The sequence below is a fragment of the Psychroserpens mesophilus genome (assembly GCF_000826645.1).
Lineage (GTDB): Bacteria > Bacteroidota > Bacteroidia > Flavobacteriales > Flavobacteriaceae > Psychroserpens > Psychroserpens mesophilus.
Genome location: NZ_JXJP01000002.1, coordinates 229,389 through 245,509 on the forward strand (window position 1 = coordinate 229,389; position 16,121 = coordinate 245,509).

At 33.3% G+C, this 16,121-nt stretch carries 13 protein-coding genes and 1 tRNA gene; 13 read left to right on the plus strand and 1 reads right to left on the minus strand.

The genetic code is table 11. The features are described from left to right. The first annotated feature begins 104 nt into the window (after positions 1-104). From porK to TD18_RS03360, 5 genes are all read left to right on the plus strand, one after another. Positions 105-1,469, plus strand: a complete 1,365-nt coding sequence (gene porK, locus TD18_RS03340) for a type IX secretion system lipoprotein PorK/GldK (RefSeq protein WP_449420688.1) — start codon at positions 105-107, stop codon at positions 1,467-1,469. Between the two features lie 71 nt (positions 1,470-1,540). Continuing rightward, positions 1,541-2,176 carry a type IX secretion system motor protein PorL/GldL gene (porL, locus tag TD18_RS03345; protein WP_040248417.1) on the plus strand — a complete coding sequence of 212 codons (636 nt, stop codon included), beginning with the start codon at positions 1,541-1,543 and terminating at the stop codon, positions 2,174-2,176. 57 nt (positions 2,177-2,233) lie between these two features. Then, on the plus strand, positions 2,234-3,799 hold the full coding sequence (porM, locus tag TD18_RS03350; RefSeq protein ID WP_040248418.1) for a type IX secretion system motor protein PorM/GldM: 1,566 nt from the start codon (positions 2,234-2,236) through the stop codon (positions 3,797-3,799). A gap of 40 nt (positions 3,800-3,839) precedes the next feature. After that, entirely contained in the window at positions 3,840-4,739 is a 900-nt protein-coding gene (gene porN / locus TD18_RS03355; protein ID WP_040248421.1) for a type IX secretion system ring subunit PorN/GldN, read from the plus strand. A 125-nt stretch (positions 4,740-4,864) separates the two neighbouring features. After that, positions 4,865-5,908 carry an NAD(P)/FAD-dependent oxidoreductase gene (locus tag TD18_RS03360; RefSeq protein ID WP_040248423.1) on the plus strand — a complete coding sequence of 348 codons (1,044 nt, stop codon included), beginning with the start codon at positions 4,865-4,867 and terminating at the stop codon, positions 5,906-5,908. Between the two features lie 11 nt (positions 5,909-5,919). Here TD18_RS03360 and TD18_RS03365 read toward each other — a convergent pair whose 3' ends face one another. Then, entirely contained in the window at positions 5,920-6,303 is a 384-nt protein-coding gene (locus tag TD18_RS03365) for a DUF983 domain-containing protein (protein WP_040248425.1), read from the minus strand. Between the two features lie 81 nt (positions 6,304-6,384). Here TD18_RS03365 and TD18_RS03370 point away from each other — a divergent pair, with 81 nt between their 5' ends. The 8 genes from TD18_RS03370 to TD18_RS03405 all read left to right on the plus strand — a co-directional run bounded on the left by TD18_RS03370 (position 6,385) and on the right by TD18_RS03405 (position 16,061). Further along, positions 6,385-8,292 (plus strand): ABC-F family ATP-binding cassette domain-containing protein, encoded by a 1,908-nt coding sequence (locus TD18_RS03370; RefSeq protein WP_040248427.1) that lies wholly within the window; start codon positions 6,385-6,387, stop codon positions 8,290-8,292. A 96-nt stretch (positions 8,293-8,388) separates the two neighbouring features. Then, the gene (locus tag TD18_RS03375) at positions 8,389-9,549 is read left to right on the plus strand and encodes an efflux RND transporter periplasmic adaptor subunit (RefSeq protein WP_040248430.1); all 1,161 of its coding nucleotides are present in this window, start codon (positions 8,389-8,391) and stop codon (positions 9,547-9,549) included. 3 nt (positions 9,550-9,552) lie between these two features. Further along, a complete protein-coding gene (locus tag TD18_RS03380) occupies positions 9,553-12,750 on the plus strand; it encodes an efflux RND transporter permease subunit (RefSeq protein WP_040248432.1) in 3,198 nt (1,065 codons plus the stop codon). Then, complete coding sequence (locus TD18_RS03385; RefSeq protein WP_040248768.1) at positions 12,740-14,056, plus strand: TolC family protein; 1,317 nt, start codon at positions 12,740-12,742, stop codon at positions 14,054-14,056. The genes TD18_RS03380 and TD18_RS03385 overlap by 11 nt, the downstream gene beginning before the upstream one ends. A gap of 17 nt (positions 14,057-14,073) precedes the next feature. After that, positions 14,074-14,256, plus strand: coding sequence for a CPXCG motif-containing cysteine-rich protein (locus TD18_RS03390; protein ID WP_040248435.1), 183 nt, complete (start codon positions 14,074-14,076; stop codon positions 14,254-14,256). Between the two features lie 142 nt (positions 14,257-14,398). Further along, positions 14,399-15,304 carry a leucine-rich repeat domain-containing protein gene (locus tag TD18_RS03395; protein ID WP_040248437.1) on the plus strand — a complete coding sequence of 302 codons (906 nt, stop codon included), beginning with the start codon at positions 14,399-14,401 and terminating at the stop codon, positions 15,302-15,304. 178 nt (positions 15,305-15,482) lie between these two features. Next, positions 15,483-15,555, plus strand: a tRNA-Met gene (locus TD18_RS03400). A 47-nt stretch (positions 15,556-15,602) separates the two neighbouring features. Beyond that, positions 15,603-16,061: an RNA methyltransferase gene (locus tag TD18_RS03405; protein ID WP_040248438.1), complete on the plus strand. Its 459-nt coding sequence runs from the start codon at positions 15,603-15,605 to the stop codon at positions 16,059-16,061. Positions 16,062-16,121: the final 60 nt, after the last annotated feature.

Here is a 16,121-nt window from a genome sequence, read left to right on the forward strand (position 1 = left end):
TTTTTTACAAAATATATAAATATGTTTACTGCCTTAAAAAAAATAAATACGTTTTTAAGATATATAATTACAACTAAATAATTTAACCTCGAGTTTCTATGAATATTAAGAAGTTTGCTTTATTGACCGCTGTTTTAGCTCTATTAGTCAGTTGTGGCTCTGGTGACAGAGGAGAACTGGTTGGAGTTAAAGGAAAAAAATGGCATCCCGAAAAACCTTATGGTATGGCACTTGTTCCGGGTGGAGCATTTATAATGGGAAAATCGGATGATGACCTTGCAGGTGTTCAAGACGCACCAACACGAACTGTTACAGTTAGAGCGTTCTATATGGACGAAACTGAAATCACAAATAGTGAGTATCGTGAGTTTGTATATTGGGTTAGAGACTCAATATTAAGAACTAAACTTGCCATTTTAGCTGATGAAATTGGTGAAACTCCTGGTAATGGAGGTATTGGAGAGTTTGCATTTAATGATGCAGATCCAGAAAACATGACTGTATATGAAAAATACATGTATGATAATTACAGTGGATTAGGTCCAACGGGTTATGAAGGACGAAAACTAAATCATGAAGTTGATTTAATTTTTGACACCAATGATTACCCAGATGAATACTATGCTGAAGTTATGGATACCATGTATCTTCCAATTGAAGAATCATATAATGGTCAACGTACTTGGGATGTGAAAAAATTTAAGTTCCAGTATAAGTATATGGATATCCAGAAGGCTGCAAAAGATCGTAGCTTGAGACGTAAGGACGTAATCATTACTGAAGAAGTTGAAGTGTATCCAGATACTACAGCTTGGATTAGAGATTTTTCATATTCTTACAACGAACCAATGCATAATGACTATTTCTGGCATGATGCCTATGGTGACTATCCTGTAGTAGGCGTATCATGGAAACAAGCTAATGCATTCTGTCAATGGAGAACGTTGAAGAAAAATAGTTACCAGAAAAGCAAAGGAAAACAGTTTGTGAATAAATTCAGATTACCATCTGAAGCAGAGTGGGAATACGCTGCAAGAGGTGGTCTTCAAGGAGCTACATACCCTTGGGGTGGACCTTACGCTAAAAACGACAGAGGTTGTTTTATGGCTAATTTTAAACCACTACGAGGTGATTACGCAGCAGACCAGGCATTATATACTGTTGAAGCTGATGCTTATGAGCCAAATGATTTCGACCTTTACAATATGGCAGGAAATGTTTCAGAATGGGTACAAGGCTCTTATGATCCTGCATCTTATGAGTATTCTGCGTCTTTTAATCCAACAGTGAACGATCCAGACAACGAACGCAAAGTTGTTCGTGGAGGTTCTTGGAAAGATGTTGCTTACTTTTTACAAGTAAGTTCTAGAGACTATGAATATGCAGATTCAGCAAGAAGCTACATCGGATTTAGAACAGTTCAGGATTACATGGGGACTGAAGTAACTCAAAATGCAGCAACTAACTAATTTTTAATTAACTAAACTAAATATTTAATCTACTTAAGTTATTACTTAGGACTAAAAACTAAAACAAAATTATGGCACAAAAAGGAAAAGTAACCGTAACTAATATGATCTACGGATTAGGAGCAGCAATTGTAATTGTTGGAGCTTTATTTAAAATTCAACACTGGCCTTTCGGATCTGAAATCCTTACCCTAGGGATGATTGTTGAGGCACTTGTATTTACGTATTCAGCTTTTGAAAGACAACAAGCAGAATTAGATTGGTCCTTAGTTTACCCTGAACTTGCAGGAGGAATGATGTCAAATAAAAAAGCTAAGAAAGAAGAACCTAAAGATGCTGAAGGATTATTATCTAAAAAATTAGATAACCTTTTGAAAGAGGCTAAAATTGATGGTGAATTAATGGCAAGCTTAGGTACAAGTATCAAAAATTTTGAAGGTGCTGCAAAAGGAATTAGCCCTACAGTTGACGCCATGACTGCTCAAAAGAAATACAGCGAAGAAATGTCTTTAGCTGCAGCACAAATGGAATCACTTAACAGTCTTTATAAAGTACAAATGGAAAGTGCTAATCGTCAAGCCGCAATTAATGAAGAAGCTGTTGAAAACGCAATGAAATTAAAAGAACAAATGCAATCTCTAGCATCTAACTTATCATCATTGAATGGTGTTTATGGAGGAATGCTTTCTGCAATGAATAAAAGCTAATTAGTTTTTAAACTAGAATTAATAACAACTATTAACAAACTAAAAAACTAATTTAAAATGGCAGGAGGAAAATTATCTGCAAGGCAGAAAATGATTAACTTGATGTACTTAGTATTTATTGCTATGATGGCGATGAATATGTCAAAAGAAGTACTATCCGCTTTCGGTTTAATGGAAGCAAAATTTGCTGACTCAAATGAGTTAACAGGCGAACGTAATGAGGCATTGCTAGCTGATCTTGAGAAAAAGTCAGATGAGAAGCCAGAAGAATTTATGATTCCCGCAGCAAAAGCTAAACAAGTAAGCGCAGCATCTGAAAAGTTCTATAACTATATCGAAACTTTGAAAGCTGATCTTTTGAAAAATGGAGATTATCAGATAGATCCTGAAACAGGAAAACTTCCTTTTGAAGCAATGGATAAGACAGATATTCTTGATGAAGCATGGTTTACTGGTGACAGATTAACTAAAAAAGGTCAGGAAGTGATGGCTAAAATTGAAGAATATAAAACTTCAATTCGAGATATCTTAGGTAAAGATGTTAAAGCTTCTAAAGTGTTATCTAACTTTGAAAAAACATTTAGCACAGAAAAAGTAGAAAATAAAGATGGTAAGAAAATAGATTGGTTAGATTACCACTTTAAAGGATTTCCAGCAATTGCATCATATACCAAAATGACAGCATTTCAAAATGATGTTGAGGTTACTGAAGCAAACATCATCAACTACTATTTAGGAAATGTGTTAACTGATGCAGTTTCTTTAGATAAATACAAAGCTATCATCTTAGCTGATAAATCAGCGTTCTTCGCTGGTGAAAAATTCCAAGGTAGAGTTGTCATTGGTAAATATGCAAAAGTACCACCTACAGGTTTAAGTATTGGAGGTCAGGCTATCGATTTAAATGAAGCTATTGATTCAACTGGAGCTGCACGTTTAGATTTTAACGTTGGTGGAGTTGGAGAGCATGAAATTGATGGAACATTTACTTTCATGGAAGATGGAAAGCCATTAGAAATCCCAATTAAAGGAAACTATGTGGTTGTACCAAGACCTAATTCTGCAACAATTTCTGCAGATAAAATGAATGTTGTATATCGTGGTGTTGTAAACCCAATGACGATTTCTTTTGCTGGTGTTCCAGATAATAAAGTTTCTGCTTCAGGAGCTGGATTGAAAAAAGGATCAGGTATGGGTAAATATACTATGGTTCCTACTTCAGGTAGAGAAGTGACTATCAATGTGACAGCTACCTTAGATGATGGTTCTAAAGTAAGTGATAAAGCAGTATTCAGAATTAAGGATATTCCTAAGCCATCTGGACAAATTGCTGGTCAGATTGGAACTGCTAAATTACCTAGAAATAACGTAGAGATTGGAAGAATTGAAGCTGTGTTAGAAGATTTTGATTTTGATTTACCTTTAACTGTAACAGGATTTAAAATGAAAGTAGAAGGGAAGCCTTCTGTAACGTGTTCTGGTAATAGATTAAATGATGCTGCAAAATCAGCTTTAAGAAGTGCTAAACGTGGTTCTCAAGTTCAGATTTTTGACATCAAATCAAGAAGTAACGGACCTGCTATTAAACCAGCATCTCCAATTATTATTGAGTTGAGTAATTAATCAGCCAACTTTAAGAATAACCCAAATTAATATTAAAAAGATGAATTATAAATTCGTATTATCAATTATTGCTACTGTAGGTTTAACATCTAGTATGTTCTCTCAGGCAAATATTTTAAATGCTAAAGTGCCACAAGAAGTTGGTGTGAAAACTGAAGCTCAGTTAGCATTAGATAATGACAAACCATTAGAATACGGCTATGTTGATGATAGAGACATATTGTTTTCTAAAATGACTTGGGAAAAAGTGGTTTTAGACGAGCGTGTGAATTTTCCGTTATACTTTCCTGTAGATACCAACAACATAGGAAAAGAAAGACGTTCTTTATATCATACATTGATAAAAGCCGTTAAAGATGGAAAAATTGAAAACGTGTATAATGATTCTTATTTTACTCAAAAGCGTACTGTAAAAGAATTGAATGACATTACAACTAAAGTAGATACTTTAGATATTGGTTATGATCAATTAAACGCAGATGGATATGTAGATCCTGAGTACATTACTACAACTAATATTGAAGCATTTCACATTAGTGCCTATTTAATTAAAGGGTTATGGTATTTTGACAAGCGTCACGGAGAATTAAAGTACAGAATTTTAGGTATTGCTCCTGCAGCACCTGATGTTAACTTTTTAGATTCAGAAGACGAGTCTTTAAAAACTCCAAATGCTTTATTTTGGGTGTTTTTTCCTGAAGCCAGAGATATATTACACGAAGCTAAAGCGTTCAATAATAAAAATAGCGCAATGCCAATATCGTTTGATCACTTGCTAAATTCAAGACGTTTCAACGCTTACATGTACAAAGAAGAAAATGTGTATGGTGATCGTGAAGTTAAAGAATATGTAGCTGATAATGCATTAATGCAATTATTAGAATCAGATCGAATAAAAGATAAGATTCGTAATTTCGAACAAGATATGTGGGCTTATTAATAGCATACAAGTTTTTAAAAAAACGTTCGCCTTGTTAGGTGAACGTTTTTTTTGTTCTTTATTGATTACAGAATCTTTTAAGAAAGCCTAACTATACTCACATTATCTTCGTTATTTTTGCAGTAATGAAACAGGTAGATTATATAATCGTAGGTAATGGATTGGCTGGTATTGCCTTTTGTGAACAACTTAGACAACATCATAAAGATTTTGTGGTCTTTGATAACCAATCCCAACAATCGTCCAGGGTTGCAGCAGGTTTATATAATCCGGTCGTTTTGAAACGTTTTACAAGTGTGTGGAATGCGCAATTTCAATTAAAATTTGCAATTCCTAAATATGCAGAACTTGAAAAATTGCTTGATGTTAAATTAGATTATAAACTTCCTATTTACAGGAAACTGACATCAGTTGAGGAACAAAATGACTGGTTTACAGCTTCAGATCAACCAGTATTATGCGATTTTCTATCAACAGCACTTATTAAAAACAATAACCCATCAATTAATGCGGAATTTGGTTTTGGCGAAGTACTTCATTCAGGCAGAATTAATACGTCTCAATTGATAAAGTCTTACAGTTCATTTTTGAATTCTGAAAATAGATTATACAAGGAAGAGTTTCATCATAATCAACTGGTAATTCATCAAAATGCTGTTAGCTATAAAAATATTACTTCAAAATATATTGTGTTTGCTGAAGGATATGGAATAAAGAGGAATCCGTTTTTCAAACATCTTCCTCTAAATGGCACAAAAGGTGAAATGCTTACTATTAAAGCTCCAGAATTGCATATGAACTTCATATTAAAGTCATCTGTGTTTATTGTTCCGCTTGGTAATCATTTATATTGGATTGGAGCCACTTATGAGTGGGAAGATAAAACACACGTCACCACATCTAAAGGTAAAGAGGAATTGATTAAAAAATTAAGAAAGGTAATTACTTGTGATTTTGAAATTGTCGATCAAGTTGCAGGTATTCGTCCAACAACCAAGGATCGCAGACCTTTAGTTGGTGCTCATCAGGAATATAAAAATGTATTTGTATTGAATGGTTTAGGAACAAGAGGTGTAATGATGTCTCCTTTTGTAGCTGACCAATTATTTAATCATATTGAAAATAACAACTGCTTAGATAAAGAAATAGACATCATACGGTTCCAATAAATAATCCGTTTTTATTTATTAGCTAAATTCTTATCATAACTCATAAACAGATTGATCCAGATATTTCTTGAAAGACGCATGATGATTGGTCCAAAAACAATCATGGTGACTACTATTGAAATAAAGGCAGTTAGTAGAGAGGTCTCTAAAAATAAATAACTGATTACAAAAGCGGCTACAGCAAACGCAATGCCAACACCATAACTCACATACATAGAACCGTAAAAAAAAGAGGGTTCTAAACGATAGCGTGTATTGCAGTGAGAGCACTTGTCGTTAATTTTTAAAACATCACTTAGCACGTAAGGGTTTTTCGTTTTGTACATCGATTCTTGATGACATTTCGGACAAGCTCCCGTAAAAATGCTGTAAACTTTTGTGCCTTTTAACATGATTTAAATTTGATTACTTTTGCGCTTTGTATTTAAGTGCAAATTTACGTTTTATTAATAATTTCATTGTAACAAAAGTAACAAATGCTTAATATCCATAATCTTTCTATTTCTTTTCAAGGCGACTTTCTCTTTGAGGATATTACGTTTAAGCTTAGCCCAGGAGATCGCATAGGTTTAATTGGGAAAAATGGTGCTGGTAAATCTACCATGCTTAAAATTTTGTCAAAAGAGTTAGAACCAGATTCCGGACAAATTGCAGCTGATAAAAATTTGAGTATTGGGTTTTTAAAACAGGATATTGATTTTATCTTCGGAAGAACAGTTCTTGAAGAATCCTATGAAGCTTTTAAGGAAATAAAAGATCTGGAAGCTAAAATGGAAGATGTAAATACCCAGTTAGCCGAACGTACAGATTATGAAAGTGAAAGTTATCATCAATTAATGATAGATCTCAATGAAATTCAGCATACCTATGAAATTATTGGAGGGTATAATTATCAAGGTGAAACGGAAAAAATATTACAAGGCCTAGGCTTTAAACGTGACGACTTTAATAAGCTCACAGATACCTTTTCTGGTGGCTGGAGAATGCGTATTGAGTTGGCGAAACTGTTATTGCAAAATAATGACATTCTGCTTTTAGATGAGCCAACAAACCATTTAGATATTGAATCGATTATTTGGTTGGAAAGTTTTTTAAAAAACTATTCAGGTGCAGTTGTTATTGTATCTCACGATAAAATGTTTTTAGATAATGTAACCAATCGTACTATTGAGATTTCTCTCGGAAGAATTTACGATTATCCGAAGCCATACTCAAAGTTTCTAATCCTTCGTCAGGAAATTAAAACACAACAACTTGCTTCTCAGAAAAATCAACAGAAACAAATTGAACAAACCGAAAAGCTTATCGAGAAATTTAGAGCCAAGGCTAGTAAGGCAACTATGGCTCAGTCACTGATTAAAAAGTTGGATAAAATTGATCGCATCGAAGTTGATGAAGATGATAACAGCGTAATGACTTTGAATTTCCCCGTTTCTGTGACACCAGGAAAAGTTGTGGTTGAAGCAGAACATATCTCAAAACGTTACGATGATAATCAGGTACTAACTGATGTCAATTTAATGATTGAACGTGATAGTAAAACGGCATTCGTTGGTCAAAATGGTCAGGGAAAATCGACATTAGCTAAAATTATTGTCGGTGAAATTAAATATGAAGGCCATTTAAAATTAGGTCATAATGTGCAAATAGGATATTTCGCTCAAAATCAGGCAGAGTATTTAGATGGTAGTAAAACCGTTTTAGATACGATGATTGATGCTGCGAATGAAACCAATAGAAGTAAAGTTCGTGATATTTTAGGATCCTTTTTGTTTCGAGGTGATGAAGTAGAAAAATACGTTAGAGTACTTTCAGGTGGTGAACGAAACCGATTGGCTTTGGCTAAATTAATGCTTCAACCGATTAATGTTTTAATCATGGATGAGCCTACAAACCACCTTGATATCAAATCTAAAAATGTATTGAAAGAGGCGCTTAAAAAGTATGAAGGAACTTTAGTATTGGTATCTCACGATAGAGATTTTCTTCAAGGGCTTACGAATAAAGTGTACGAGTTTAAAGACCAAAAAATTAAAGAATATTTAGGAGATATAGACTTTTATTTAGAACAACGTAATGTTGAGAATTTGCGAGAAGTCGAGAAACGAACAATAATAAAAGAAACACCTAAAACAACCAATAAGCAATCGTACGAAGATCAAAAGAAACTCAAATCACTTAATAACAAGTTGAGTAATGTAGAGTCTAAAATAAGTCAATTAGAAAAGGATATCAAAGCAGATGATGTTGAATTGGCAACAAATTATGACGCGACAGTTGCAGATACCAGTTTTTTTGATCGCTATCAGGCTAAAAAAGATAAACTGAAAACGTTAATGTCAGATTGGGAATCAATCACCATCGAATTAGATGAATTTAGCTAAGAGGAAATCTGATGTGCTTTTTTAAGGAATAATTAACAACAGGACACTAAACTTACCAATACTTTTGTGGTCTAATTTTATTTACCAACTTAGACAATGCGAAATATTATACTTTCTGTTTTAGGCATCTTACTCATTATTGGATCTTTCTTATTTGCAAGATATCTTATAAATAACAAAACAAAACCAAAACCAGTTGCCGCAAAAATTGTGAAAACGGTATTCACAGACACGATTTTAAATACAACAGTGCCAATCGTAATTCCGGCAAACGGAAGTTTAGTTGCTAAACGCAGAGTAGAGTTATATTCAGAAGTTCAAGGTGTGTTTAAATCTGGTAATAAGTTGTTTAAACCTGGACAAGAGTACAGCCAAGGTGAAACCCTTATACGTATTGACGCTTCAGAATATTATGCAAGTGTACAATCTTCAAAAAGTAACCTTTATAACTCTATTGCGGCTATTATGCCTGATTTAAAGTTAGATTTTCCAGAGGTATTTCAAAAATGGCAAACGTATCTTAACGGATTTGATTTAAATAAAACCACACCAAAATTACCTGAAATGTCTTCTGAAAAAGAAAACTATTTTATTACAGGTAGAGGCATCGTTTCAAGTTATTATACAGTGAAAAATCTAGAACAACGTCTCGTAAAGTATAACATAAGAGCACCTTTTTCTGGAATTTTAACAGAAGCTTTAGCGACTGAAGGTTCATTAATTCGAAGCGGACAAAAATTAGGAGAGTTTATTGATCCATCTGTTTATGAGATGGAAGTCGCATTGAGCAAAACCTATGCGAGTCTTTTAAAAGTCGGTGAAAAAGTAGCATTAAATAATTTGGAAAATACCGAAACTTTTACTGGTGTGGTCTCTCGTGTTAATGGAAGTATAGATGCAACAACACAAACTATAACTGCCTTTATTGAAGTAAAAAACGATAATCTTAAAGAAGGGATGTATCTGGAAGCTAATTTAAATGCTAAAGAGGAATCGAATGCTATTGAAATAGATAGAGGTCTTCTGCTTGAAAGCAAACAAATATACATTCTTAGAGATAGCATTCTAGATGTTTTGGATGTTAATCCAGTATATTTTTCAGAAACAAAAGTTATATTGAAAAATGTACCTAATGGAACGGTTATACTTTCAAAACCGGTCCCTGGAGCTTATGCAGGAATGCTGGTCAAGCCTTTTGAGGATAAAAAAGAAAACAGTGCTATTTCTTCTGAAGCAAAATCTAATAAAACAGAATAGGTTATGAGAAAAATAATAGCCTATTTTATTCGTTATCATGTAGCCGTAAATGTATTTATACTAGCCTTTGGTATTTTTGGAGTATTAGGTTATAAATCACTTAAATCTTCATTTTTTCCATTAGTAGATTCTAAAATTATAAATATTAGTATCACATATCCTGGCGCTTCTCCTCAAGAGATTGAAGAAGGTATTGTACTTCAAATTGAAGATAATCTCAAAGGGTTAAAAGGAATTGATCGCGTCACGTCAACTTCAAGAGAAAATAGTGGTACAATTACAGTCGAAATAGAAAAAGGCGAAAATATAGACTTCATGTTGTTAGAAGTTAAAAACGCTGTGGATCGTGTGCCATCATTTCCTTCTGGAATGGAGCCTTTGGTGGTTGCAAAACAAGAAGCTGTAAGGGAAACAATATCGTTTGCTTTGAGTGGTACCAATGTGCCTTTAGCCACATTAAAACAAATTGGTCGTCAGGTAGAAAATGACTTACGTGCTATTGATGGTATTTCTCAGGTAGAAGTATCGGGTTATCCTGCTGAAGAAATTGAGATAGCTGTTAATGAAACTAATTTGTTGGCTTATAATTTAACTTTTGATGAAGTTTCACAAGCCGTTAGCTCCTCAAATATACTGGTCACTGGTGGAAATATTAAAACAGATGCTGAAGAGTATTTAATTCGTGCGAATAACAGATCTTATTATGGTGACGAATTGTCAAATTTAGTGATTAGAGCAACATCAGACGGTAAAACGGTTCGTCTTAAAGATGTGGCTATTGTAAGAGATCGTTTTTCAGAAACACCAAACGCAACTTATTTTAATCAGAATTTATCTGTCAATATTTCGGTGACTAGTACAAACAATGAAGATTTAATTTCGTCTGCGCAACAGGTTAAAGATTACATTGAAACCTACAATCAAAAACACGAAAATGTAAGATTGGATGTTGTTCGTGATTTATCAATAACATTAACCCAGCGTACAGCACTTCTAACAGAAAATGCTGTAATCGGAATGATTCTGGTTTTACTGTTCCTATCATTGTTTTTAAATACACGTTTGGCATTTTGGGTAGCTTTCGGTTTACCGATTTCTTTTCTTGGTATGTTCATTTTTGCAGGTCAGTTTGATGTTACTATAAACGTTTTGTCGCTTTTCGGTATGATAATCGTTATTGGTATTCTAGTTGACGATGGAATTGTAATTGCCGAAAATATTTATCAGCATTACGAAAAAGGTAAATCACCAATCGATGCTGCAATTGATGGAACGATGGAAGTTATTCCTCCTGTAGTGTCTGCAATTATAACAACTTTACTGGCATTTTCACTATTTCTGTTTTTAGATAGTAGAATTGGAGAGTTTTTTAGTGAAGTGGCAGTCATTGTGATTCTTACTCTGGTTGTTTCTTTAGTTGAAGCTTTAATAATTCTTCCAGCGCATTTGGCGCATTCTAAGGCATTAAGAAAGCAGGTTATAGAAGAAAATCCTTCTAAAATGAAGCAATTTTTTGCTAAAATGCGTGGAATTAATGCTTTTGGAGACCGAATCATGAGTTTTTTAAGAGATAAATTCTATGCGCCAGTTTTAAGTTTTGTGCTTCAATTTAAAATCTTGTCTCTAGGTATTTTTGTTGCATTATTAGTGTTGACTTTTGGTTCCATTGGAGGCGGTATTATTGGTGTTACCATATTCCCATCTATAGCAAGTGATCGTGTGTCTATTGAACTGGATATGCCAAACGGGACGAACGAGAAAATCACAGATTCTATCATTTCTATGATAGAAGAAAAATCTTTTATAGTCAACAAAGAGTTTACAGAAAAATACCTTAAAGGAACCGATAAAGAACTTTTTGAAAATACGATATTAACACTAAACAGCAGTTCTAGTGCACAGTTGGTAATCAATATGTTGCCAGGTGAAGAACGTCCAGATGAGATAAAATCTTCACTGGTTGCGAATAGATTACGAGAATTAGTCGGTCCTGTTGTTGGAACAGAACGATTAATTTTTGGATCAGGAGGTAATTTTGGTGGTAGTCCAGTTTCCGTAGCACTATTAGGAAATAATATTGAAGAATTAAAAGCGGCTAAACTTGAACTAAAACAAGTATTATCCGAAAATCCGTTACTTAAAGATATTGAAGACAATGATCCAGCTGGTATTAAAGAAATAAGACTTGAGCTCAAAGAGAGTGCTTATCTTTTAGGTTTAGATTTAAGAACCGTAATGTCGCAAGTGCGTTCAGGATTTTTTGGTGTACAAGCGCAACGATTTCAGAGAGGACAAGATGAAATTAGAGTATGGGTACGTTATGACCGAAGTAATAGAGCTTCAATCAACGATTTAGATGATATGCGAATTGTAACACCTACAGGAGAACGAGTTACTTTAAAGGATATTGCCGTTTATACCATTGAAAGAGGAGACGTTGCTATTAACCACTTGGAAGGTCAAAGAGAGATTCGTATTTCAGCAGATTTAAAAGATCCAAGTTCAAGTGCTACTGATATTTTAGATGATATTAAATCTAATACAATTCCGACTTTAAAATCTAAATACCCGACAATTTCAGCTTCTTTTGAAGGGCAAAATAGAGAAGCTTCAAAATTATCAAGTTCATTGGCAAAAGCAGGTATTCCAATTTTATTGCTAATTTATATTACTATTGCCTTTACTTTCCGCAGTTATAGTCAACCACTGTTATTGATACTATTGGTGCCTTTTAGCTTAACAGCTGTTGCTTGGGGACATTGGCTTTTAGATTTTTCTGTGAATGTATTATCTCTATTAGGAATCATTGCTCTCATTGGTATTATGGTCAATGATGGCTTAGTGCTCATTGGTAAATTTAACACCAACCTTAAGGAAGGGATGAAATTTGATTTGGCAATTTCTGAAGCTGGTAAATCTCGTTTTAGAGCGATATTCTTAACCTCACTTACAACCATTGCAGGTTTAGCGCCTCTGCTATTAGAGAAAAGCAGACAAGCACAATTTTTAAAGCCTATGGCAATTTCTATTTCCTTCGGAATTGCGTACGCTACTATTTTGACCTTATTAGTGTTGCCATTATTTTTATCATTTAGTAATAGCATTAAGAAGAATGCAAAATGGTTATGGACTAATAAAGAGGTTACAAAAGAAGAAGTAGAACGTGCTATTAAAGAACAAAATGAAGCAGATGAACATTAGAAATCATATCACATACTTTTTAGTTTTCTTCGTATTAGGTCTTAATGCACAACAAATGTTAAGTCCGGAAGAAGCCGTAGAATTAGCTTTAGAGCATAACTTCGGAATAAAAATAGCCAACAATACTGTTGAAATTGCCGATAATAATACCAGTATTTTAAATTCTGGATATTTACCTACAGTAACTGGAAATGCAGGTGTTACTTACAATATTGACAATACGGAAGCTGAATTTAGTGACGGACGAGTAACAACGCTAAATGGCGCAGAAAGTAATCGTTATAATGCATCTGTAAACCTAAATTATACGCTGTTTGACGGATTGGGACGTTTGTACAATTACAAGCGTTTAAAGGAAGAGCACCAGCTTTCTGAATTAGACGCAAGAGAAACTATTGAAACAACTATGCTTCAAATTTTCTCAATTTATTATACAGTGGCTCAGCTTTCTGAAAATACTGATGCTATAGAGCAAACGTTGACCATTTCAAAAGATAGATTAGTACGTGCCGAATATCAGTTTGATTATGGACAAAGTACAAAACTGGGAGTTTTAAATGCGCAAGTTGATATCAATAATGATAGTATTAGTTTAATAAGCCTTCAACAACAATTGAAAAACACAAAGCGAGATTTGAATGTGCTTTTGGGTAATAAGCTTTCCGAAGAATTTAATGTGGATACTAGTATTGAGTTTATGCTTCAGCTAAATAAAGAAGACTTATTAGAAAAAACGAAAGCAAATAATGTGTCTTTACTTCAAGCAGAAAAGAATATCAGCATCAGTAAGTTCGATATAAAAACTAATAAAGCACAATTTTTACCAACTGTTGATTTAACTGGGACTTACGGTTGGAATAAGAATAATAATAATGCTGCTTCATTTGTTGCAGTATCTACAAATACAGGATTGTCTGGAGGTTTAAGTTTGTCTTGGAATTTGTTTGATGGTGGAAGTACATTAACTCGAGTTAAAAATGCTCAGATTACATTAGAAAATCAGCAATTTTTAAAAGATCAATTGGTTATTGAAATTGAGCGAAACTTTAATAATGCTTGGGATGATTTTCAAAATAAATTATTGATTTATCAAATCCAGGAAAATAATATTATTACCTCGCAAAATAATTTTGATCGTACCCAGGAAAAGTTTAAAATAGGGCAAGCTACTTCAATTGAGTTTAGACAAGCTCAACTTAATTTACTCAATGCAGAATTAAGTAGAAATCAGGCTAAATACGATGCCAAATTAGCTGAGTTGACTGTACTTCAACTGGGAGGAGAATTATTAAATGTTGAGTTTTAGATACTGAATAAAAATCTATGAAAGAGCATTTTTTTCAATGTCCATATTGCTGGGAAACGATATCAATGCTTATTGATATTTCACAAGAAAATCAGTCTTATATTGAAGATTGTGAAGTATGCTGTAATCCTATTCAATTGAATATCAGTGCTGAAAATAATGAAATTTTAAGTTTTGAGGCTCAAAATATTGAACAATAGTCAATTTTTAATTACCTAACAATCAGTTATTTATAATCTTTTCGATAACTGACAATGCATTTCGTCGAAAAAAGTTGGTAGATTATCGGTATTCTGCTATTTTCGTTATAGTAAATGTGCTCCCTCACAAAAATCTACTATTATGAAAACCGCTAAAATTACACTGTTGTTATGCTTGGTAACGTTATTTTCGTTTGCTAAAGTTTCTACACAAGAAAAAGATGCACTAGTTGCACTTTACAACTCAACTAATGGTGCCTCATGGAATACAACTTGGGATTTAAACAGTCCAGTTTCAAATTGGTATGGAGTTACTGTTGAAGATGAAAAAGTTGTAGCCATTAATTTAGAATTTAATAATCTTGAAGGAGAACTTCCAGAATCAATAGGAAACTTAGTAAACCTTAAAGAGCTTAATTTATTTCGAAATAATATTTCTGGAGCTATTCCAAATTCAATTGGAAACTTAAAAGCGCTTAAAGTAATGAATGTTGCTTTTAATAAGTTAGATGAAGAATTGCCAAATAGTATTGGTGATTTATCGTCATTACAATCTTTGCAGTTATTCATGAACAATATCATAGGCTCAATTCCTGATTCTATTGGAAATTTGTCACAATTGCAAACCCTAGAATTATATAGCAATAAACTATCGGGAGTTCTACCAAGCTCATTAGGAAATTTATCTAATCTTAAAGAATTACTGATTAGTAGTAACAATTTAACTGGAAAATTACCTCAGAGTATCGGTAATATGACAGATTTAAAAGTATTAAGTGTATTTGACAATAGCCTTTTAGGAATCGTTCCTAATGCGATTTCAAGTCTTGTAAACCTAGAAGAATTGGTTTTAGCCAATAATGCTTTTTTTGGAAATCTTCCAAATGATTTAGCCAACTTAACAAACCTGAAAGTATTAATGATTGGTAATAATGATTTTAAAGGTGAGTTCGCACAGTTGCAAACACAGTTTCCAAATATTGAGCAATTTGATTTTGCTAATAACAATGATAAGGGCGTATTGGCAACTTTAGATACAGAAGATTAATAATTTTATAGTTTTAATTATTGAAATAACTCTTAATGTGAAAAAATTAAGAGTTATTTTTTTTTACATTTATTATTGTTAAAATCAAAAAGCATTGTATATTTGCAGTCCTAAAATGATTGAGTCGGCATTATGAACCGAAAGTTAAAAGCTAAGACAATCATTGTAGATTTTAAATCGCGGGATAGAGCAGTAGGTAGCTCGTCGGGCTCATAACCCGAAGGTCACTGGTTCGAGTCCAGTTCCCGCTACTAAAAAAAACCTCTTGAGAAATCAAGAGGTTTTTTATTTTTGTAGAATGAACGATAATCTCAAAAATGAGTTCTTCGGTATAGGAATTCAAAATGGAAAAACACCCGAAAACTTAGGAGTGCTTTGGAGATCTGCTCAAAATTTAGGTGCTAGTTTTATTTTTACCATTGGAAATCGTTATGCTAAACAAGCTTGTGATACGCATAATGCTGTAAAATCAATGCCGTATTTTCATTATGAAACGTTTGAAGATTTTTTTAAAAATTTACCAAAAGGAACACGACTGGTTGGTGTTGAATTAAGTGAAGACGCCGAAGATTTAGAGACCTTTCATCATCCGAGACGTTGTGTATATTTGCTAGGAGCCGAAGATCATGGTTTGTCACAAAAAGCGATTGAAAAAAGCCATTTTCTTGTAAAATTTAAATCAGAATTAAGCTTAAATGTATCTGTCGCTGGAAGTATTGTGATGTATGATAGAGGAATAAACAAACCAAGGTCGTAATTTTATAATCTAAGGTTATTAACCAATAAGATACTTTTCAACTTAAATATCTAGTGATTA